The organism is Halopseudomonas salegens (assembly GCF_900105655.1).
Classification (GTDB): Bacteria; Pseudomonadota; Gammaproteobacteria; order Pseudomonadales; family Pseudomonadaceae; genus Halopseudomonas; species Halopseudomonas salegens.
Genome location: NZ_LT629787.1, coordinates 937,954 through 958,911, shown reverse-complemented (window position 1 = coordinate 958,911; position 20,958 = coordinate 937,954). Strand labels below are relative to the sequence as shown.

The 20,958-nt window shown below is 57.8% G+C and carries 17 protein-coding genes; 7 read left to right on the top strand and 10 right to left on the bottom strand.

The features are described 5' to 3' along the window. Window position 1: 1 nt before the first annotated feature. The 7 genes from fliP to BLU07_RS04310 all read right to left on the bottom strand — a co-directional run bounded on the left by fliP (window position 2) and on the right by BLU07_RS04310 (window position 5,536). Window positions 2-757 (bottom strand): flagellar type III secretion system pore protein FliP, encoded by a 756-nt coding sequence (gene fliP / locus BLU07_RS04340; RefSeq protein WP_092384515.1) that lies wholly within the window; start codon window positions 755-757, stop codon window positions 2-4. Then, window positions 754-1,188 (bottom strand): flagellar biosynthetic protein FliO, encoded by a 435-nt coding sequence (gene fliO / locus BLU07_RS04335; protein ID WP_092384513.1) that lies wholly within the window; start codon window positions 1,186-1,188, stop codon window positions 754-756. The genes fliP and fliO overlap by 4 nt, the downstream gene beginning before the upstream one ends. Then, window positions 1,185-1,664 (bottom strand): flagellar motor switch protein FliN, encoded by a 480-nt coding sequence (gene fliN / locus BLU07_RS04330; RefSeq protein WP_092384511.1) that lies wholly within the window; start codon window positions 1,662-1,664, stop codon window positions 1,185-1,187. Before fliN ends, fliO begins: the two co-directional genes overlap by 4 nt. Window positions 1,665-1,704: 40 nt before the next feature. After that, window positions 1,705-2,676, bottom strand: a complete 972-nt coding sequence (gene fliM, locus BLU07_RS04325) for a flagellar motor switch protein FliM (RefSeq protein ID WP_092384509.1) — start codon at window positions 2,674-2,676, stop codon at window positions 1,705-1,707. Between the two features lie 10 nt (window positions 2,677-2,686). Next, a complete protein-coding gene (locus BLU07_RS04320) occupies window positions 2,687-3,199 on the bottom strand; it encodes a flagellar basal body-associated FliL family protein (RefSeq protein WP_092384507.1) in 513 nt (170 codons plus the stop codon). 182 nt (window positions 3,200-3,381) lie between these two features. Next, a complete protein-coding gene (locus BLU07_RS04315; RefSeq protein ID WP_157719080.1) occupies window positions 3,382-4,779 on the bottom strand; it encodes a flagellar hook-length control protein FliK in 1,398 nt (465 codons plus the stop codon). A gap of 97 nt (window positions 4,780-4,876) precedes the next feature. Beyond that, window positions 4,877-5,536 (bottom strand): tRNA-uridine aminocarboxypropyltransferase, encoded by a 660-nt coding sequence (locus tag BLU07_RS04310; RefSeq protein WP_407920103.1) that lies wholly within the window; start codon window positions 5,534-5,536, stop codon window positions 4,877-4,879. 219 nt (window positions 5,537-5,755) lie between these two features. Between BLU07_RS04310 and BLU07_RS04305 the strand changes: the two genes are divergently transcribed. The 3 genes from BLU07_RS04305 (at window position 5,756) to BLU07_RS04295 (ending at window position 8,313) form a co-directional block, all read left to right on the top strand. Beyond that, complete coding sequence (locus BLU07_RS04305; protein WP_092384501.1) at window positions 5,756-6,157, top strand: PA3611 family quorum-sensing-regulated virulence factor; 402 nt, start codon at window positions 5,756-5,758, stop codon at window positions 6,155-6,157. Window positions 6,158-6,237: 80 nt separating this feature from the next. Next, window positions 6,238-7,641 carry an MBL fold metallo-hydrolase RNA specificity domain-containing protein gene (locus BLU07_RS04300; protein WP_092384499.1) on the top strand — a complete coding sequence of 468 codons (1,404 nt, stop codon included), beginning with the start codon at window positions 6,238-6,240 and terminating at the stop codon, window positions 7,639-7,641. 138 nt (window positions 7,642-7,779) lie between these two features. Further along, window positions 7,780-8,313, top strand: a complete 534-nt coding sequence (locus tag BLU07_RS04295) for a 6TM ABC transporter family protein (protein ID WP_092384497.1) — start codon at window positions 7,780-7,782, stop codon at window positions 8,311-8,313. Between the two features lie 112 nt (window positions 8,314-8,425). On the opposite strand, the gene BLU07_RS04290 is transcribed toward BLU07_RS04295, so the two are convergent. The 3 genes from BLU07_RS04290 to BLU07_RS04280 form a co-directional block, all read right to left on the bottom strand. Then, window positions 8,426-8,884 (bottom strand): regulatory protein RecX, encoded by a 459-nt coding sequence (locus BLU07_RS04290; protein WP_157719079.1) that lies wholly within the window; start codon window positions 8,882-8,884, stop codon window positions 8,426-8,428. 17 nt (window positions 8,885-8,901) lie between these two features. Then, complete coding sequence (gene recA / locus BLU07_RS04285) at window positions 8,902-9,960, bottom strand: recombinase RecA (protein WP_092384493.1); 1,059 nt, start codon at window positions 9,958-9,960, stop codon at window positions 8,902-8,904. Window positions 9,961-10,141: 181 nt separating this feature from the next. Then, window positions 10,142-10,648, bottom strand: coding sequence for a CinA family protein (locus BLU07_RS04280; protein WP_092384491.1), 507 nt, complete (start codon window positions 10,646-10,648; stop codon window positions 10,142-10,144). Window positions 10,649-10,919: 271 nt separating this feature from the next. On the opposite strand from BLU07_RS04280, the gene BLU07_RS04275 reads away from it, so the two are divergent. From BLU07_RS04275 to BLU07_RS04260, 4 genes are read left to right on the top strand one after another with little or no spacing between them, the layout of a single operon-like run. Beyond that, window positions 10,920-14,264 (top strand): alkaline phosphatase family protein, encoded by a 3,345-nt coding sequence (locus BLU07_RS04275; protein ID WP_092384489.1) that lies wholly within the window; start codon window positions 10,920-10,922, stop codon window positions 14,262-14,264. A gap of 19 nt (window positions 14,265-14,283) precedes the next feature. Beyond that, entirely contained in the window at window positions 14,284-15,096 is an 813-nt protein-coding gene (locus tag BLU07_RS04270; protein ID WP_092384487.1) for a gamma-glutamylcyclotransferase family protein, read from the top strand. A gap of 9 nt (window positions 15,097-15,105) precedes the next feature. Then, window positions 15,106-15,819, top strand: coding sequence for a hypothetical protein (locus tag BLU07_RS04265; protein WP_092384485.1), 714 nt, complete (start codon window positions 15,106-15,108; stop codon window positions 15,817-15,819). Between the two features lie 25 nt (window positions 15,820-15,844). Next, window positions 15,845-20,896, top strand: a complete 5,052-nt coding sequence (locus BLU07_RS04260; protein WP_092384483.1) for a diguanylate cyclase domain-containing protein — start codon at window positions 15,845-15,847, stop codon at window positions 20,894-20,896. Window positions 20,897-20,958 lie beyond the last annotated feature (62 nt).

Genomic DNA, 20,958 nt, shown 5'->3' with positions numbered 1-20,958 from the left:
CCTATGTCACTGCAAAGCTGGCGGCCAGAGTACCGATCACCAGAGCCCAGCCATCCACCAGTACAAACAGCATGATCTTGAAGGGTAACGAGATAATCAGTGGTGACAGCATCATCATCCCCATGGCCATCAATACGCTGGCCACGACCAGGTCAATGATCAAGAACGGAATAAAGATCATGAAGCCGATCTGAAATGCGGTTTTCAACTCGGAGGTCACAAAGGCCGGTACCAGAATATGAAAAGGGACATCATCCGGGCTGGTCAGGTCGTCGCGACGCGCCAGGCGCACAAAGAGTTCCAGGTCGGTTTCCCGGGTCTGCGCCAGCATGAAATCGCGTAACGGCAAACTCGCGGCCTCCAGCGCCTGTTCACCGGTCAGCTCTTCATTGACGTAGGGTTGCAACGCATTTTCATTGATGCGCTCGAATACCGGGGCCATGATGAACAAGGTCAGAAACAGCGCCAGGCCCACCAGAATCTGACTGGATGGTGTCTGCTGCAAACCCAGCGCCTGACGCAGGATGGCAAACACAATGATGATGCGGGTGAAGCTGGTCATCATCATGACGAACGCCGGAATGAAGGTCAGCGCCGTCATCAACATCAGAATCTGCAGGCTCACCGAGTAGGTCTGCTGGCCGTCTTCATCGGTGCTCAAAGTCAGCGCGGGCATGGACAGTGCCTCGGCGGCAGACTGCGCCAGCACATTCGGCGCCAGCAACATAAAGACCAGCAGCCAGAGTCCACGGCTCATTCGTTCGGCTCCCGTTTCAGTAATGCATTCAGTTTGCGGGCAAAGTCTCCCTGCTGGCGCACTGCATCGAGATCAGCCACCGGCTCATCGAAGACATGCAGGGTATTGATTCGCCCGGCAGAGGCGCCCAGCAGCATTTGCTTGCCCGCCACGTCGACCAGCAGCAAACGATCGCGCGTTCCCAGGGGCAGGCTGCTGATCACCCGTATCTGCTGACTGCCAATGCCTGCCATGGGACCCACCCGGCGCATCAGATAGCCAAGCAGGAAAATCAACCCCACGACCACTATCAATCCAAGGCCAAGCTGGAGTATCTGCGTGGTCAGTGAAACCTGCGTGGCAGAGCCCAGCGTTCGCGGTGGGGCCTCTGGTTCGGCCAACACCAGCGGGCTGCTCAGGAACAACACCAACGGCAGCAGAAAACGCATCATTTCAGCTTCTTGATACGTTCGGAAGGACTGATCACATCGGTCAGGCGAATACCGAATTTCTCATTCACGACGACGACCTCACCATGGGCAATCAGGGTGCCGTTGACCATCACATCCAGTGGCTCACCTGCCAGGCGGTCCAGCTCGACAACCGAACCCTGGTTCAGCTGCAACAGGTTGCGGATCGTAATATCGGTATTGCCCACTTCCATGGAGATGGTCACCGGAATATCCAGGATTACATCCAGGTTGGGGCTGTCACCGGCTGACATCGGCTGCTGGCCACCGGATGACTGACTGAATTCTTCCATCGGCATGCGCTGAGTATCGCTTTCACCGCTCTCTGCCAGCATGGCATCGATATCGTCCTGGCTGGTATCAGCACCCGCTTCGTCCAGAGCAGCCGCCCACTCGTCGGCCAGAGCCTGCTCTTCCGGGCTGATCTCGTCTTCTTCGGGCTTGTTCTCGTCAGCCATTACGGCCTTCCTCCCACGTCAATGTTGTCCGTCGCGCCCGTCACTTGGGGCGTACGACCGGTTCCAGAATCTGCAAGGCCAAATTACCTTTTACCGAGCCTATCTTGGCTTTGAAGGTGGGTACGCCGTTGGCACACATCACCATAAAATCGGGCATTTCCACCGGGATCACATCACCTTCCTGCATGCTCAGCAAGTCGCGCAGTTTAAGCTGATGCTTGACCACAGTAGCGCTCAGGGGCACCTTGGCGGCGGTTATTTCCTCACGCAGTGCCTTGACCCAGCGTTCGTCATGCTCGTCGACATCGGACTGCACCCCGGAGTCGAGTACTTCACGCAGCGGCTCGATCATCGAGTAGGGGAAAGTGACATGCATATCCCCGCCGCCGCCATCCAGCTCGATATGGAAGGTGGACACCACCACCACTTCGCTGGGGCTGACAATATTCGCCAGGGCCGGATTGACCTCGGAATTGACGTACTCGAAGTTGACTTCATGCACGGCTTGCCAGGCTTCCTTCAGATCGATAAAGGCCTGGTCCAGCACCATGCGGACTACTCGCAGTTCGGTCGGGGTAAATTCACGGCCTTCAATCTTGGCGTGCCGGCCGTCACCACCAAAAAAGTTGTCGACCAGCTTGAATACCAGTCGCGCATCAAGAATAAACAGCGCTGTTCCGCGCAAGGGCTTCATTTTTACCAGGTTGAGGCTGGTTGGCACGTAGAGCGAGTGAATGTATTCACCAAACTTCATCACCTGCACACCGCCCACAGCAACATCCGCTGAACGACGCAGCAGATTGAACATGCTGATGCGGGTATAGCGGGCAAAGCGCTCGTTGATCATTTCCAGGGTCGGCATGCGCCCGCGGACAATACGATCCTGACTGGTCAGGTCATAACTGCGCACACCCGTGGGATCAAGGTCTTCCTCAGAGTCAATGGCGCCATCATCCACCCCGTGCAGCAGCGCATCGATTTCATCCTGTGACAGTAGATCCTGAACAGCCATGCTTTATGTCCTATTGCATTACCATATTGGTGAACAAAACCGCTTCAATCACGGGATCACTCATTTCCCGTTCCAGCATCGATTGCACCGCCAGGGTGGCGCGTTCGCGCAAGGTTTCCTTGCCTTCAGCGGTCAACAGCTCTTCGAAGTCTTCACCGGAGAACAACATCACCAGCTGATTGCGGATCAACGGGAAATGCTGGGTCATATCCTGCATTTTCTGCGGGTCACGCCCCATCAATACGACACTGATCTGCATGTAACGCTGGCGTCCCGCATGGGTATAGTTGACCACAAAGGCCGGCTCCATGGGTTGATAGATGGCTGGCAACTGAACCGGTGTTGCCGGTTCGCTACTGACCGGCTCATCATCACCGGAGAAGACGAAATACAGTACCCCTCCGATTGACAGCAAGAGTGCCAAAAGGCCGACACCCAGCAACAGAAACAGCTTGCCTTTACTTTTTTTGGGGACTTCTGCGCCTTCTTCAGGTGCCTGTTCCGGTTCTTTCTGTTTTGCCATGTCAAAATTCCATCATCCGATCGGCGATAACCGACTATGCCAACTATCAAAGCATGCTTCATGCCAAGTGTAGCGAACATCATATAGGCATGCCGGGCAAAAGTCGCGACGGGATAAACAAGAAACCCGGCCAAAGCTGGTTTCCCAGGGCCGGGTCTGATGGGACACGATCAGGCAGACGATCAGGCGTAATAATCAACCAGCCGATCACTGCTGCTGGCAACCGGAACCAGTGTGGACTGAGGGCTGTTTGCAGCATTACCGGCTGCAGTACCTCCGGCAACCTGCCCTGCCAGTCTGGCTGCCTGACGTTCGGCCTGCTCCTGCTGTTGATTGGCGCCATTGTCACCGACTGATACATCAACCAGGTCCAGTCCTTGCTGGCCCACCATTTCGCGCAAACGAATCACCTGGGATTCCAGTACTTCGCGCACACTCGGATTCTGGCTGACGAATTGAACCTGCAGCTCCTGTCCACGATTTTGCAAGTGAATTTCCAGCGGCCCCAACTCGGCGGGTGTCAGACGAATTTCCACACTGTTCAGGTTGCGGCTGGACATCCACATGACCTTGTCGACTACAGCCTCACTCCAACCAGCCTGGCCGAAGGGGACACCCAAAGCCTGGGTGGCTGCGGCTACCGGCCGCGCAGTCAGGGCTGCCGCCGCTGCCGCTGAACCGGGTTGACTCACCCTTACTGCTTCAGCCGCCTCTTCACCACCACTGCGGCGTGAGGACGGTTCGGCACGCAAGGCCACCTCTGCCGCTCGCGGTGTTGCGTTGGCGTTGGCATTGGCGTTCATGTCCAGGGTTGCCTTGCGACGCAAACCGGAAAAATCATCATTGCTCAGGGTGTTCTTGTCCACATCGACATCCAGCCGGGGCTGGCTGTCACGCCCACTGGCAGGTTCATCAGCGGTGGCTTTTTGGCCATTGACCAGCTGGGCCAAAGAAAAACGCGAAGGTGGCAATGGCTCCGCATCCGACTGGGTAGCAGCAGAGGCCTGTTGGCTGACTGCTGGTTGGCCAGCCGCTGCCGACGCAGTCATGGCCGCGGCCAGGGTACTGATGCTGTCAGCATCCTCGGCAGCATCGGCATCAGCTGTACTATCGACTGCCTGTGCAACCGAATCGGCCACCTGGTCCGCAACTGCCTGCAATCGTTCGCTGTCAATGTCATCCGCCGCATCGCTCAACCACTGACGCCATTCCGGCACCAGGGTTGCCAATACATCAAGCGCGGCATCGCCGCCCTGCTGCAAGCGCACCGCCGCCTCATCGGTCAAGGCAGGCATTTCAGGCAAATCCTGCAGCAGCTGATCTACTGCTGGCGGCAAATTATTGCCATCCTTGATCAGGGCCAATTGCGCGATTGCCGCCAACATCGCTTCGCGTTCCGCCTCTGGCAGAGCATCCAGCATCGTCTCCAGCGCATCGCCCGGGGTGCCATTGAGCAATTCTGAAAAAGCACTGCTCCCTTGAAAATCAAGGCTTTCGCCCTCTTTATCGAGCAATCCAGCATGTTTGCCAGAGGCATCACCAGGGGATAACAGTGCCAATATATTCAGGCCAACTGACATGAAAGCGTACTCCGTAGCGACTAGGTTCCCTATCTGCAATGCAATACCCGGGCCATCATCCGTGCAAGTGCCCATGAAAGTCTGTCGAGCCTGACAGCTAGCCCTCTACCCTGCGCTGAACAAGGCGTCGCCGCGCCGGGCTGTCGGCAGGCGTACGGTTGAGGCGGGCCAAATGATAACCCGTATTGAAAGTGTCAAAATAGTCATCCAGCCCCCTTGCCGCATCGGCATCGCCAGCCAGCTCCAGACAGGCAACACCGACCTCTGCGGTACACAGGTGCTCAGCCTGACAGGAACGGCGCAGTTGATAGCGCGACCCCTGATCAGGTTGCAGATCCAGTAAAGGCAATGCGCGCAACCAGGGGCTCATGCGCACCATCTTGCGCGCCTGATTCCAGGTGGCATCGATAATCACCAGCAAGGGACGTTTGCCATTAATCGGGCTGATTTGCTGGCATACCGCCTGCTGCGGAGCCGCGTACTCCCGGGGAAAGACCAGCAAAGGTTGCCATTGCGGGTCCTGCAGCAGGGCCAACAGGGCCGGATCAGGTTCAGTACGTGACCAGACAAATGCCTGGGTATCAGCCAGGCACTCGGCAATCAGACGGCCGGTGTTGGTCGGTTTCAGGGGTTCCAGCCGGTGCATCAGCAGGCAGAAGCTGACCCCGGCAGATAGCTGCGGGCGCAGCGCACAGATGCAGTGCCCCGGCGGCAACAGGCACCCCCCGCAACGCTGCATCTTGATCCCCCGGGCCATAAATGGACGGGTAGCTGCCGCCAGTGCCTGCTGACGCAAACGGGCGACGGCATGCGATGAATGATCAGGTAACGACACACGTGCATCCTGTTCCGAGATTGCGGCTGGCAGTGTAACCGAGGGCATACCAAAATATCCTGCTCGATGATCGAACGACTGGCTGGGCCACAGGTCTGAGCAATAGTACACTCAGTTCTTCTGTCTGGAGATTTACCTATTATGTTGCGTTGGTCACTAGTATTGCTTGCTTTACTGATTGTTTTGCCCAGCCACGCCGTTTCTCTGCGCGACGTGCGCCTGCAGGAGACCTTGAGTGCCGTCGCCGAAGCCAGTAGTGAAGGCACACCACGGGCAATCAATGCTGACATTACCGACCTGGGATTTCAGGCCGAGGAGCGCGAGTTGATCAATCGCCTGGCCGTCGATGCTGACTATGCCGAACGCATGCAGGAAGACCCCATGCTGATCCGTAATCAACTTCAATCCAGCGTCTGTTCCAACCAGCGTTTTCGTCAATTGATGGATATGGGCGCCACCCTCAGCTATCACTTCGTGCTCAAAGACAGTGAGCAGCCGGTGCTGACACAAAGCTTTATTGCCAACCACTGCCACTCGCTGTAAATGACCTGACCCAGATCATGGCGCAGCCGCTCTGGCTGCGCCATGCTGCCAATCAAGGTCAATCACTACGAGGATCACCCATGGCGTTATTGAATTTTTTCGGTGCCACGCGACAAGTCACCGGCTCCTGTTATTTGCTGGAAGCCAACGGCGAGCAGGTCCTGCTGGAGTGTGGCATGACTCAGGGCTTTCGCCGTGACGAAGAACGTAACCGCCACCAATTCCAGTTCGATCCGAAAAAACTCAATGCCGTGGTCATTTCCCATGCCCACCTGGACCATTCCGGCTTGCTGCCAAAACTGGTTGCCGAAGGCTACAGCGGGCCTGTCTATGTAACACCGGACAGTGCCGACCTGCTGGACCTGATGCTCAAGGATTCTGCCGGCTTGCAGGAGCGGGATGCCGAATGGGAAAACCGCTGGCGCAAGCGTTCCGGCAAAGCGGAAGTCAAACCCTTGTACACCACACGGCATGCTGAAGCCGCACTGGAACTGCTCAACCCGATCGACTACGCACAGCCAACCATGATCGCCAAAGGCTTCGAGCTGTGTTTCCATGAAGCCGGGCATATTCTCGGGTCGGCCATTGTCGACTTGGCCATCGAAGAGACCGGCCAACTGAAACGCCGCCTGGTGTTTTCCGGTGATCTGGGCAATACCTGCTCGCCGCTGCTGCGCCCGCCGAAAACCCTGGAACAGGCTGACCTGGTGCTGATGGAGTCGACCTACGGTGACCGCGACCACAGAAACAAGCAGGACACCCTGGATGAGCTGGTTGATATTCTCGATCAAGCTCACCGCGAAGGGGGCAATGTTCTGATCCCTTCTTTCGCCGTTGGCCGCACCCAGGACCTGCTGTACTACCTCGGCAAATTCTATCAACAAGGCAAACTCAAGCAGCATACCGTGTACCTTGATAGCCCGATGGCGATCTCGGCTACGCGCATCTACGACCGCTACCACCACCGTTTTACCGAGGAGGATCAGGAGCTGCTCGCCAGCAATGGCAAAGGCAAACTGACGAATTGGCTGCCCATCCTCAAGTGCACCTCCACGCCGGAAGAGTCCATGGCGATCAACCGTATCCAGAGCGGTGCGATCATTATTGCCGGTAGCGGCATGTGTACTGGCGGGCGTATTGTGCATCACTTCAAGCACAACCTCTGGCGCAAGGAATGCCATTTGATTTTCCCCGGCTACCAGGCCAAGGGCACTCTGGGCCGGCGTCTGGTTGACGGCGCAACCAACGTCCGGGTAATCCATCAGAGCCTGGCGGTAAATGCCCAGCTGCATACGTTGGGTGGCTTTTCCGCCCATGCGGGTCAAAGCCAATTGATCGACTGGTTAAGCCATTTTCAGCGGGTACCTGAACTCTACCTGGTTCATGGCGAACTGGAGAAAAGTGAGCGCCTCGCCGAAGCAATCAAGAACAAGCTCGGCTGGCAAGCGCAAATTCCCGAGCAGGATGAGCAAATCGCTTTTTAGGCCGTGACGAGTCTCACAGGACTCGGCCCAAGCCGGCTTTTCGGGAAACCGAACCATGTTCTACGCTGGTAGTCAAAGTTAGGTAAAGCAATGACCCTTGCGGTCTGCTTCCGACAATCAGCATAGGAGAATGCGCTTATGACCGATGCCCAACATATCACCGGTGAGAAATTCGACCACAAGGTAGCTGCGGTTTTCGCGTCCAGTAATGAAGCGCATACCGCGGCCGAATCCGTACGCGATTCCCTCAACCTGGAACAACGACAGGTTATTGTGGTGGACCCCGGTGATGCCCATCAGGGGCGCGAACTCGAACCCGACTCCACAGGCATTATGCGCACCATGATCCGCTCGCATCTCTGGCTTGGCGCTTTTGGTGCTCTGGCAGGGTTGCTGCTGTTCATGGTGACGTTTTTTGCCGGAATCGGCTTTGTGACGACCAATGCGCTCACTGCAGCAGCCCTGTTTATCGTATTTGGTGCGGTCATCGGGATGCTGCTGGCCGGTCTGGTGTCATTGCGGCCTGACCACATGCCCTATCTGATGAAGGCCCAGGCAGCGCTGCGCGACGGAAAATCCGTTGTCACCATACATGCCTCCAGTATTGAGCAGATGAAACAGGCCAACAGCGAACTGGAGAAGCATTCAGGACAGGTGGTCAACTCGCTGTAGAGTCCAGCGCGGCTGGCCCGCACCGCGCATGACCCAGGCAGGGAATCCTGTTGCCGGTTGCCATCGAGGCCGGCACTGACAGGTTTCGATGGCTGGGCTGCGGGTAATGGCGCTAGTCGTGATCATCGACAGTCAGGTCTTGCCAGGTAAAGCCACGGTACTGCATAAAGCGTTGCTGCCTGGCTTTCTCTTTCCGCTCTGCGGCCACACCGTCCGGAAAGCGTTTGGCGAAAGCCTGCGCCGCTTTTGCTGGCCAGTCCCAATGCGGCTCATCCAGTACCTGTTCAATCAGGCTGCTGGCCACACCTTTCTGGCGCAATTCCTCTCGCAAGCGCAAAGGCCCCATACCGCGCTGGCTGCGCGCATAGACATACGCCTCACAGAAACGGGCATCACTGAGCAAACCTTCGTCTTGCAGCTTGTCCAGTTCGATTTCCGCTGCGTCAGCCGTGGCTCCGCGCAGTGTCAGTTTGCGCAGCAGTTCGGTATAGCTGTGCTCGCGCCGCGCCAACAGGTCCATTGCCGAGCGGCGAATGGCCTGAGGCGTTTCCAGTTGGCTGCGGCGAAACACTCAGTTCACACAACTGTTCAGGCGTCAGCACCGGACTTGGCATCAGCCTTGGCTTTGGCGCGCTCTTCCGGATTGCCGATCGCTTCTGGCTTGGGCATGAAGTGGTCACGAACGGCCACTTCAATTTCGCTGGCGACCGCAGGATTCTCTTCCAGAAACTTGGCCGCATTGGCCTTGCCCTGACCAATCTTGTTGCCCTGGTAGCTGTACCAGGCACCGGACTTCTCGACCAGACCGATCTGCACACCCAGGTCGATGATCTCGGCATTGTGGTAAATACCCTTGCCATACAGAATCTGGAATTCGGCCTGACGGAAAGGCGGCGCTACCTTGTTCTTTACCACCTTGACCCGGGTTTCACTGCCAACCACTTCATCGCCATCTTTCACTGCGCCGGTGCGGCGAATATCCAGACGTACCGAAGAGTAGAATTTCAGCGCGTTACCACCGGTGGTGGTTTCCGGGTTGCCGAACATGACGCCAATCTTCATGCGGATCTGGTTGATGAAGATCACCAGACAGTTGGCGTTCTTGATATTACCGGTAATCTTGCGCAGTGCCTGCGACATGAGACGTGCCTGCACGCCGACGTGATGGTCCCCCATCTCACCTTCAATCTCTGCTTTCGGCACCAGGGCGGCAACCGAGTCGACAATGATCACGTCTACCGCATTGGAGCGCACCAGCATGTCAGTGATTTCCAGCGCCTGCTCGCCGGTGTCCGGCTGCGACACCAACAGGTCATCGACCTCAACGCCCAGCTTGCCGGCATATTCCGGATCCAGCGCGTGCTCGGCATCAACGAAGGCGCAAGTTGCGCCAGCCTTCTGGGCCTGGGCAATCACTGACAGGGTCAGCGTGGTCTTGCCCGACGATTCCGGCCCGTAAATCTCGACGATACGGCCTTTCGGCAGCCCGCCAATCCCCAGCGCGATATCCAGACCAAGAGAACCGGTCGAAATAGCAGGAATGGCCTGGCGTTCCTGATCGCCCATGCGCATAACCGCACCTTTACCAAACTGCCGTTCGATCTGACCCAGCGCAGCGGCAAGGGCCTTTTTCTTGTTCTCGTCCATGTGTGCATCCTCTTGGGGTTGACGTGTTTCGACAAGACTACTGTATATATGGTCAGTATTATTCCACAGAAAATCGGCTGCGCCTACCCCCGATCTCGTTGTTCCCGGTATGGCGTGCAACCGGGTACTGGCAATGCCGCTTCAGGGCTAGCGATGGTCGCGAATACAGCAGCAAAAAACATTACACACCCCACTCGCGCGTCTGCGCCAGCAATCCCTCCAGCGCTCGCAAAACCGTTTGTGCCCGCACCGCGCGCCGGTCGCCCTGCAGACGCCGACATTCACTGATCACCTGCCCGTCCGGCCCGGCCCAGGCAAACCAGACAGTGCCGACCGGCTTGTCCGTACTACCGCCATCCGGCCCGGCGATCCCGCTTACCGCCACCGCTATCTGCGCTCCGGCCGCCTCCCGCACACCGCTGGCCATGGCGCGCACCACTGGTTCGCTGACAGCGCCATGCTCCTGCAGGGTGTCAGCGCTGACACCCAGCCAGCGCTCCTTGCTGGTATTGGCATAGGTAATGAAACCGGTTTCAAACCAGCCCGAACTCCCGCTGATCCGGGTAATGGCCTCGGCAATACCTCCACCGGTGCAGGATTCCGCGGTTGTGGCCTTCCAGCCAGCACGCTGCAGGGCATTGCCCAGACGCGCCGCAGCAACGTCAATCAGGGGGTCATAGTGCGACATGCGCATTCCTCTTTTGAAACCTGGATCGGACCAACCCTGACTATGCCAGCCTCCACCGCCAGATTCATCCCCATCAATCAGGCGATCCCGTTGATCGCCTGGCAGAAGCGATCATTGTCGGTCAGATTTTCTGCAGATCTGTAAGGCCGAGCCTGAAGACTTGGACTACTATGGTTTTTTGTCTTTCAACGCCTGCCGGGAACATAGCATCCTGGCGGCTTTTGCTCAGACGTGGACTTGCCAGCAGGGCAACTATTACAAGGAGAGAATCTTGCCGATCAACCAGACAGACACAAAGCGTACCAGCATCGATATCGGGCTTGGCTACTACGATGATATTGCAGGACTTTTCCGCTTTGGCGATGACAGCCCCGACCTGGAAGACACCATCACCTTCGTGTTCAGCCAGACGTTGCAACGAGACCTCTATTTTGGTTCCTGGGCACAGGCTTACCGCAACGGAAATGGTGAATACCGGCTGAAGATCACCAGCCCCTGTGATGATATGTCGCCTTACGAAACCCTGATCCCCCAATACATTGCTGCAGGCCAGGAAGCGCTGGCCAGCTACTACCGGAACATTCCCGCCTCGGCGCGTGAAGGTTGGGAGTTTCTGCTGCCGTTCGGGCTTGCCATGGCGAATGTGAAGTCAGTCCAGCTCTTGCACTTCCCCCCGCTTGAGACCTTTACCTACAAGGACTACCTCTACTCGCCCACCAATCGCCGCTGGGAGTGCCTGCTGGCGCAAAACGGCTTCAATGGAGCCAACAATACCCCGGTTGAACGTATTGTGGATGTGGCACCCATTGCCGCCCCGGGCGGCGCCGGCAGCGAACTCAGCGACTACAACGAGGCCTTTATCCCGTACGCCAAAGCCCAGCTGCAGAATTTCTTGCGGCCACTGGAGGCAACCGGCAACCGACTGACCCAATCCATGGTCGCCTATGGAGAGCCCGTGCACGAATGGCTCCAGCAGGCCTTTGATCTGCCGCAGGTACCCGGCACACTGGATATTGTGCAACTGTCCATTATTGCCGGGGGCGCGGGCCAACTGGCGCCGACAACCTGGGTATTGTGTGCCAATCACCCCAGCGAGTATCTCTACGATACCGACCTGCCCCTGAGTGATGCCTGCAAGCCCAACGGGGACTATCCACCACCGATCAACGTGATGTGCCAGGACCTTGTCGCTGCCGGCTGGCAGGCTCACATGTCGGAGCACCCCGCTGATGACCCGCACAAGATCCTGACTGAGCTGGAGCATTACTGGGGCTGGGATGCAGCCAGCAACAGCGTAAAACCCGACAAGATTCCCGCCCTGCTGGCCATCATGCAGGAACAGAACCAGGCGTTCAGTCTCGACAACAACAGCTTCACCCCCACCGAGGCACAAAACACCGCAACCGCTTTTGTTCTGGCGCGCAATCCTGCATCGACGGCCTACGCCAGCTTCGCCTTCGTGCCCACAGCAGATCCGGCTTTTTCCCCGGTCCAGATGGACCCGCACGCCAGTCTGGCTGCCGACCACCGACTGATGCAGGTGGGTGGCTATCTGGTCGACTGGATACCAGCCACCACCGACGACGACGTTATTCACTACCGGGTACTGGCGTTCGACCGTGACAGCAGCAACCCGCTGGCGGAAAAAACCGTGGCCTACGGCACCTGGAGCAAGGAAAAGTTCTTTGGTGACTATCGTCCCGACTTTGGCGCCAGTTTTGCACAGATCGAACTGATCGGTCTGCCCGGTTATGTGCTCAGCCTGATACCGGCTGCTGGTCGGCGCAGTTATCAATTGTGGCGCTTCGATCCCCAGGCCGAAGACGACTGTCTCTCTGCCGGCGAGTTCACCAGCGGTGGTTTTCGCGACATCACCGCTGACCGCGAACTGTACCCCATCGGCAACTACATACTGGACCGCAAAGACGCCAACTACCGAGTATGGAGCTTTGACCCGCAATCATCCCCTCCCCTGGCACTGCCCACCGTACAAAGCGGTAACTGGCATGGCATCGACCAGAGTGATGCGATGGCAGTGGTCGGGTCTTGCGTTCTGACCTGGAAACCGGAAGCGCCCTCGGCGGGTTGCCGTATCTGGGCATTCGATGCCAACAATGCCGACCCGCTTGGCGGCAAGCCAATCAATACGACGGCCCTCCCCGAGGGTTTCACCGCGCATTCAACACTGTTTGGCGCCATACCGCGCCAACCCGCCTGCACGTCCCGGGAGAAGACGCCCGGCACGATCGAATTCATGCGCGACAAGATCGAACACGTGGTCTATTACATGCTGGAAAGTCGCTCTTTCGACAACGTGCTGGGGTGGCTTTACGAGCGGGGGCAGAAGGATGGCCTGAACTGGATCGGGACCAACACCGATGGTTTCCGCGGGCTGGACACCTCGATGAGCAATCCGCTGCCAGATGGCCAGAACGCCTATGTCAGCCAGTACATGGCGGGCAAACTGAGCAACGATTATGTGCTCGGCGGCCCGGCTCAGGACCCCTGGCACGACAACAGTGATGTATTGATGCAAATGTTCCACGGCTACACGGGTTATGCCGAACGCAAACCACCGACAATGGACGGTTTTGCCTGGAACCAGAACAGCGCAGCAGTGCTTTCAAGCTTTTCCCCGCAACAGCTGCCAGTACTGAATGGCCTGGCCAAGGAATTTGCCTTGAGTGACGACTGGTTCAGCTCCATTCCCGGCGGCACCGATGTGAATCGCGGTTTCTCGGTCAGTGGCTCAGCCTATAACCGTCTCGGTACCTGGGAAGGCGGTTCAGCCTACCAGGACTGGCCCGACTCGGCGCACCGCCAGTCTGTCTGGAACACCCTCTGGTGCCACGGGCACCAGGACTGGAAGATCTACTACAGCATTCTCTGGGAAGACGCGGTGTTTACCCATCAGCTTTACCTCAAAGGCCAGATACCCGAGGTGGACGCCGCGTGGGCCAAAGCGACGCTGGATGCAAGTCATGACGGCGACCTGCCCGTCTCGCCCTGGATAGCGCCTCTGGAACAATTCCATGCCGATGTGAAGAACGATTCGCTGCCGGCTTTCAGCTATCTGGAACCTGCCTGGGTAGGCGCCGAATGTACGTCTTACCACCCCGGTTCCTCGGCGGACGGAATCGATTCCCTGGTGCCCGCTGAGCGTGCCCTGAATGACATATATCAGGCCCTGAGCAGCAATGAAGAACTCTGGTCGAAAACGCTCCTGGTGATCACCTTCGACAAGAACGGTGGCCTGTTTGATCATCAGCCGCCCCCCTATGCCGGCAAACCCTGGCCAAATGATCTCGCCGATGGCTTCGAATTCGATATCATGGGGCCACGCGTACCCGCTGTCTTCGTGTCACCCTGGATCAAGCCCCAAACCATCCTGCGCAGTGGCAGCGGCCGGAGTTTTGATGCAACCTCCTTTGCTGCAACCTTGCTGAACTGGTACGGCGTGGCATGTGACACCTGGGGCCTGGGCGACCGGATCACGGCTGCTCCCACCTTCGAGACCCTGTTCACCGAACAGGAACCACGCAAAATTGCGCCGCAATTTCCCGTGCCCTACGACAAGGATTTCCCCACAACGGACAAGTCCCCCGGGGCAGGCTAACCGGATACAGACAGACGCTATGTTTTACTATTTTGGCTTTGGTTCCAACATGAGCATGCTCTCGCTGAGAGCCAAGGGGGTCGAGCCCCGGGCATCGACGAGAGCGGTATTGCACGGTTGGCGGCTGCGTTTCAATGTGCAGCATTTTTTCCGCCACGAAGGAGGGGTAGGCAATATCGAGAACACCGGCGACCCGAATGATCGGGTACTGGGTGTGCTCCATGAATGCCCCGATGCTGCGCTTGCCTTGCTGGATCAGGCGGAAGCTTACGGCCATGGCTATGACCGTATAGAAGTCGCGGTTGAACCCGATGATCATGGCAATGGCAACCGCCCCAGGGTTCCGGCCATTACCTACGTGGGCATGCCGCAATTTATCGATAATGGCTGCCTGCCCAGTCAACGTTACCTGAACATAATTCTGCAGGGAGGCCGCGAGGCCGGACTGAATAAAGACTACCTGCAGGCACTGGCCAGCCAACCGATACATCCAGCCCAAGACTACCCTGCTTTCACCCCACCATCCGGCGACTTCCCGACCTTCGACCGCGACTCACTGGCCGTGCAACCCCTGTACACGGCCCTGTACGGAGCAGTGTTCGACATGTCCGCTGCGCGTCCCCTGCATACATTCCTCAAAGGCTTTCTGGGAGGCCGGGACATGACACTTTTCCATCTCAGGCGACTGGACAGCAGCACACTTGACGAAACCATAGAAGATATTCGGCTGGGGCGGCTGAACCAGGCGCAGAAAAATTATCTCAATGCCTATCTGAATGAATACGACAAAGAGTATCTTTACGTTGGTTGCTATAACTATATTAAAGACTGAGGAGTTCGCATGTCGTCTTTTCCTGCTGCGCTGGCCCACAATGCCATCGAAGAGGTCCTGCCGGATCTGTTTTTCGTCACCGGTGCCATGGAAACGGTCCTCATGGACCTGGACTGGCAATTCAGCCGCAACATGACCGTTGTGCGGGATGGCGAGCGGCTGATCCTGATCAACACCGTGCGGCTGGATGATAACGGCCTCGCCGAACTTGATCGTCTGGGCAACGTGACCGATGTCGTGCGGCTGGGGGCACTGCATGGTCGCGACGATGCTTTCTACCTTGATCGATACCAGGCCGACTACTGGGTGATGCCCGGGATGGAGACAGAGCAGCGCAGTACGACACACGTTCTCGGCCAGAAACCTCAGCTGCCGATCAGTGACGCGTCAGTGTTTCAGTTCCAGACGACCAGCATTCCCGAGGGTGTACTCCACCTGCACCGGGATGGTGGCATACTGATTGCTTGCGATGCCTTACAGAACTGGCTGCAGGCCGATGAACATTTCTGCCCTGCTTCGCAGGAGAGAATGGAGCAAATGGGATTCTTTACGCCCGCCAACGTGGGTCCCGTCTGGATGCAGGCAGCAACTCCAGACGCTGAAGATTTCATTCGGCTCAAGTCACTGAATTTCAGACACGCTCTCTGCGGCCATGGCGAGCCTTTGCTCGACAATGCCAAAGCAGGCTTCAGCGCGACCTTCAGTCGACTGTTCGACTGCTGAGCGCCCTATCCACAAGAGGCAACTGATGCATAGCGAATTACAGCTGCCCGGATTCATGATCCTCTCTTGCCTGTGGCGCAAAGCGGGGCGCGTAGCCTATCGCGCACAACGCATCGCGGATGGGGCGAATGTCTGCATAGAAACCCTGGACACCGAGTACCCTGATCGTCGACAGGTAGCCATCCTCAACCACGAGGCCAACATTGCCAGCCGCCTTGACGGCATCAAGGGCGTGCGCAAGGTCCATGCAGTGGTGCCGCATGGCAGTGGCAACCTGGCACTGGTCAGCGACCACTACGAAGGCTCCCTGGCCACTTTGCTGCAAGCCAACAGCAACGGACGCCTACCGGTATTGCAGGTACTGGATATTGCCCGGACGCTTGCTCGAATTCTGGGTGACATCCACGCCCATGACATCGTCCATAAAGCTCTGGCGCCGCAAAATATACTCTATGCTCCCCACAATGGCGCGCTGGCACTGTCGGGCTTCGGCATTGCATCAGAGCTGGGGCAGGAACGCCAGATGACCCGTCTGCCGAGCCAGCCGGAGGCGGAGCTGGCCTATATTTCACCAGAGCAGACCGGGCGCATGAACCGCAGCCTTGATTACCGATCGGATTATTATTCCCTTGGTGCCCTGCTCTTTGAACTACTCACCGGCCGCCCCCCTTTCAATGCCGACAACACGCTGGAATGGGTACACAGCCATATCAGTCGGCTGCCACCCGCGCCCGACACACTGACGCCGGGCATTCCCGAGGCTGTTTCGGGCATCATCCTCAAGCTGCTGGCAAAGCCACCCGAAGAGCGATACCAAAGCAGCCACGGCCTGGAGCATGACCTTTCACGCTGCGCCGTTGCCATAGAAAAGGATCAACGGCTGCCCGCCTTCCCGTTGGGCGAGAAGGATCATTTACAGAAGTTTCTGATTCCTCAGGCACTCTACGGCCGTGAACGGGAATTGCAGACGCTTTTCGACCTGTTTGAACAGGCCGTTGCCGGACAAACCAGCTTCTGTCTCGTCCACGGCTACTCCGGGGTCGGCAAATCTGCGCTGGTTAACGAGATCGATCAGCATCAGGTCCGAGAACGCGGTTTTCTGGTACAGAGCAAGTTCGACCAGTTCCAGCAAGGCGAAGCCTATTCGGCACTGGCGGCCACCTTCCGCGCCCTGGTGCAGCAGATTTTGCTGGAGCCAACAGACCAACTGGCCAACTGGGGTCGTCGCCTGACCAGCGCCCTGGGACCCAACGGAGCGCTGATGATTGACCTGGTGCCGGAACTGGCACTGATCATTGGCGAACAGCCCCCGGTGAACGCGCTTCCACCCGCTGAGAGCCGCAACCGCCTGCAACTGGTGCTGACCGCTTTTTTGCGGGTCTTTGCCAGCAAAGGCCATCCGGTCATCCTGTTTCTTGACGACCTGCAATGGAGTGACACGCCGACACTCAACCTGTTGCGCCACATTGTGACCTCCAGGGAGCAAAGCCACTTGCTGCTGATAGGCGCCTACCGCAGCAATGAAGTCGGTCACGGCCACCCGCTGCGGTTGCTGCTGGATGAGCTGAATAACCACGCACGGATTCACCAGATCCATCTGACCCCGCTGGATCAACAATCGATTGAACAGCTGGTAGCCGATGCGTTGCGTTGCGAACCGGACAGCAGCCGCGCACTCAGCGAAATGCTTTTTCATCGGGCCCGGGGCAACCCTTTCTTCACCAACGAGCTACTGCGCCAGCTGCATGCCCAGGGCGCAATCTGGTCAGACCCGGGTAGCGGTCAATGGTACTGGCAACTGGACAAGGCCAGTTGGGAGAAAGCCAGCAATGATGTGGTCGAGTTCATGCTGGACAATCTGCGTCAACTTCCCGAAGAAACCCGGAATGTACTGCAGCTGGCGGCCTGCATAGGCAACAGCTTCACCCTGCAAACCCTCGCCACCATTTACGAACACTCCCTGTCCGACACCGCTCGGGCCCTCCTGCCGGCGTTGCAACAATATACCGTGCTGCCTCTGCATAACGACTATCGTCTGGCAAAGCATCAGGACAAGAACCTGGCATTCAACCCCGATTATCGTTTTCAGCATGACCGTGTGCAGCAGGCGGCCTACAGCCTCATCCCCAGCGAAGAGCTGCCACGGGCACATCTCTCGGTTGGACGCCTGATGCTGCAGCACAGTGGCGGGCAGATCGCTGATGAACAATTGATCGACATCGTCAATCACCTCAATCAGGGCCGTACTCTGCTTGGTTCTGACGCGAAGCGTCAGCAGCTGGCCGAATTCAATCTGCGCGCGGCCCGTCGCGCCCGAGAGGCCTCGGCCTATCAGCAGGCCCTGGACTACTTGCTGGTCGCCGAGGAAATGCTGCCGCTTGATGCCTGGTCACGCCTTCCTGCACTGATGACAACACTGGCAGCAGAGATGCAGCTGAGTCTCTATCTGACCGGGCGTATCGAAGAGGCAGACCGTTGGCTGGAGCAAATGCTCGAGCATGCGGAATCACCGCTGCAACGGGCCGACATCCTGGCTATCCGCACCCGGCAGAATGCCACACTGGGCAGGATGGAAGCGTCTATACATGCCGCCATTGAAGGGCTGGCATTGCTGGGCGTCAACTTTACCGAAAACCCCAGTGAACAAGATATTGCGCTGGAACTTCAACGGGTTGATGAGTACCTGGCGGGGCGAGCAATCCCGGATCTGGTCAATGCCCCGATTATCGATGACCCGGCAACGCTGACCGCCATGCGCCTGCTGATGGAAATCTTCGCGGCTGCGTTTCTCTCCGGCAGCAAGCTGTTCAGTTATCTGGTACTCAAATCAGTCAACCTGGCATTGCATCGAGGCAACTGCCCGGAGTCGGCCTTTGCCTACGCAGCCTATGGCATGCTGTTGTGCGGTGAACTGGACGAGCCCGCGCTGGGCTATGAGTACGGCAAAGTGGGCCTCGCGATCAACGAACGGCTCGACGACCTCAGCCTCAGAGCCCGCGTGATCTACGTTTACGCCATGTTCGTCCACCACTGGAGCAACCACTGGTCGTCGCTAACCCCCTGGTTCCGCAAAGGCATTGAAGCCGGCTACCAATCCGGCGACCTGCTCTACCTGGCTTACAGCGCACAGGATTGCGTGATCTGGGACCCGGGAATGGATCTGGAAACCGCCCGCCAGCAACATGCGGAGAACCTTGAGATTGTGCGCGAGTGCGCCTATCAGGATTCACTCGACTCCGGCAGCCTGTTCTTGCAGATGCAGCGCAACTTTCTTGGTGACACGCAGGCGCCATCGAGCCTGAGCAGCGATGATTTCGATGCAGAGCACTGCCTTGATGCAATGAAAAAGCGCAACTTTCTGACCGGCATCGCCAACCACGCAATCTACAGTGCCGAAATCAACCTGCTCTACGGGAATTACGATCAGGCGCTACACTTTGTAAAGAAGCAGGACCAACTGATCAAATCCGCGATGTCCCTGCCCCAACTGGTGCGCTTTTACATCGTTGCCAACCTCACCCTGGCCACCCTGTACCCCGACATGGATAAAGCCGAGCAACAGAACACGCGACAACGCCTGGAACAGGACCTGGCCCGCATGACGCGCTGGGCTGATAATTGCGCTGCGAATTTTCGCCACCTGCAGTGGTTGATGACAGCGGAACTCGCTCGACTGGATGGTGATCACGATGCCGCGCTTGCGTATTTTGACGATGCCATAGATACCGCCCGCCTGAACGGCTTCCTGCACGATGAGGCCACCGCTTTTGAGCGTGCAGCACGTCACCTGCTGGCGCTGGGCAAGCGGCGCTCGGCCGAGGGCTATCTGCGCGGCGCCCATGGCATTTACAGCCGTTGGGGAGCGCAACGCAAGGTAGAACTGCTGGAAGACGAATTCCCGGTACTGCGCGCCTGGGGCCAGGCACAGTTCACCCCGCCGGGAAGCCACCTGTCGACCCTGGATATCGCATCCGTGATGAAAGCCTCACGCGAAATCTCCGGTGAAATAGTGTTGGACCAACTGCTGCAGAAAACCCTGGCCATTTTGCTGGAAAATGCTGGCGGCCAATGGGGCTGCCTGATCGTCCGCGCAGGGGGAGTACTCATCGTTGAGGCTGCCATTCTGCCGGAAGAGCAACCGGCGCACCCCGCCCTCCCTGAACATTGCATGCTGAAGGACTATCAGGGGAACTCGATTGCCCTGCCGATGAGTGTGATAAGCCAGGTGTTCCAACGCGGTAAAGCCGTGGTGCTGCACGACGCCATGGCCGAAAGCCCCTTCGATAGGGACCCTTACACCCTTCACCTGCATCCACGCTCCGTTCTCTGCGTACCCATTGCCAGAGAACGTTTTGAAGCTGCGGTCTATATGGAGAACGACCTCACCGACGCCGTCTTCACTGATGATCGGGTGGAACTGATCCAGCTGCTGGCCGCTCAGGCGGCAGTTGCCATCGAGAACGCCCGTCTCTATACCCAGGTTCAGGAGCACTCGCGCACACTGGAAGAAAAAGTGGTCGAGCGCACCGCCAAACTCGAGGAACTGAACAAGGAACTGCAACGGCTGGCGGACCGCGACGGTCTGACCGGTGTCGCCAATCGGCGATCCGGTGATGCCTACCTCAAGGATACCTGGCTGCGACTGCGCCGACAGCCACAGCCCCTCTCAGTCATCATGCTCGATGTGGATCACTTCAAGCTGTTCAACGACAATTACGGTCATCAGATGGGTGATGACTGTCTGATCAGGATTGCCAGAGCGCTGCAGACCGCTCTTCAGCGCTCGACCGACATGGTGGCACGCTACGGTGGCGAAGAGTTCATCCTGATCCTCCCCGATACCGACAACAGCGGTGCGATACAGGTGGCCGAAAATGCCCGCCAGGCCGTTGAAGCACTGGGCATCAGGCATGAGCATTCCACTACCCGGGACCGCATTACCGTCAGCGTCGGCTACGCCACCATGACTCCGGATGAAAAAAGCAGCGCCGAGGAACTGGTCTATGCAGCCGATGCCGCGCTCTATAAAGCCAAGCAATCCGGGCGCAACCGGATTCATGCCGCCAATAATGCCTAGCCAACGGTAACAAAGAGTGATCGATGCCCTTGCTCTTGAGGTTGATGGTTTCAGCTGTTTTT

Excerpts from the sequence above, each read along its gene's own strand:
- fliP (WP_092384515.1), bottom strand. The coding sequence starts at position 757 with ATGAGCCGTGGACTCTGGCTGCTGGTCTTTATGTTGCTGGCGCCGAAT.
- fliO (WP_092384513.1), bottom strand. The coding sequence starts at position 1,188 with ATGATGCGTTTTCTGCTGCCGTTGGTGTTGTTCCTGAGCAGCCCGCTG.
- fliN (WP_092384511.1), bottom strand. The coding sequence starts at position 1,664 with ATGGCTGACGAGAACAAGCCCGAAGAAGACGAGATCAGCCCGGAAGAG.
- fliM (WP_092384509.1), bottom strand. The coding sequence starts at position 2,676 with ATGGCTGTTCAGGATCTACTGTCACAGGATGAAATCGATGCGCTGCTG.
- BLU07_RS04320 (WP_092384507.1), bottom strand. The coding sequence starts at position 3,199 with ATGGCAAAACAGAAAGAACCGGAACAGGCACCTGAAGAAGGCGCAGAA.
- BLU07_RS04315 (WP_157719080.1), bottom strand. The coding sequence starts at position 4,779 with ATGTCAGTTGGCCTGAATATATTGGCACTGTTATCCCCTGGTGATGCC.
- BLU07_RS04310 (WP_407920103.1), bottom strand. The coding sequence starts at position 5,536 with ATGGCCCGGGGGATCAAGATGCAGCGTTGCGGGGGGTGCCTGTTGCCG.
- BLU07_RS04305 (WP_092384501.1), top strand. The coding sequence starts at position 5,756 with ATGTTGCGTTGGTCACTAGTATTGCTTGCTTTACTGATTGTTTTGCCC.
- BLU07_RS04300 (WP_092384499.1), top strand. The coding sequence starts at position 6,238 with ATGGCGTTATTGAATTTTTTCGGTGCCACGCGACAAGTCACCGGCTCC.
- BLU07_RS04295 (WP_092384497.1), top strand. The coding sequence starts at position 7,780 with ATGACCGATGCCCAACATATCACCGGTGAGAAATTCGACCACAAGGTA.
- recA (WP_092384493.1), bottom strand. The coding sequence starts at position 9,960 with ATGGACGAGAACAAGAAAAAGGCCCTTGCCGCTGCGCTGGGTCAGATC.
- BLU07_RS04280 (WP_092384491.1), bottom strand. The coding sequence starts at position 10,648 with ATGTCGCACTATGACCCCCTGATTGACGTTGCTGCGGCGCGTCTGGGC.
- BLU07_RS04270 (WP_092384487.1), top strand. The coding sequence starts at position 14,284 with ATGTTTTACTATTTTGGCTTTGGTTCCAACATGAGCATGCTCTCGCTG.
- BLU07_RS04265 (WP_092384485.1), top strand. The coding sequence starts at position 15,106 with ATGTCGTCTTTTCCTGCTGCGCTGGCCCACAATGCCATCGAAGAGGTC.
- BLU07_RS04260 (WP_092384483.1), top strand. The coding sequence starts at position 15,845 with ATGCATAGCGAATTACAGCTGCCCGGATTCATGATCCTCTCTTGCCTG.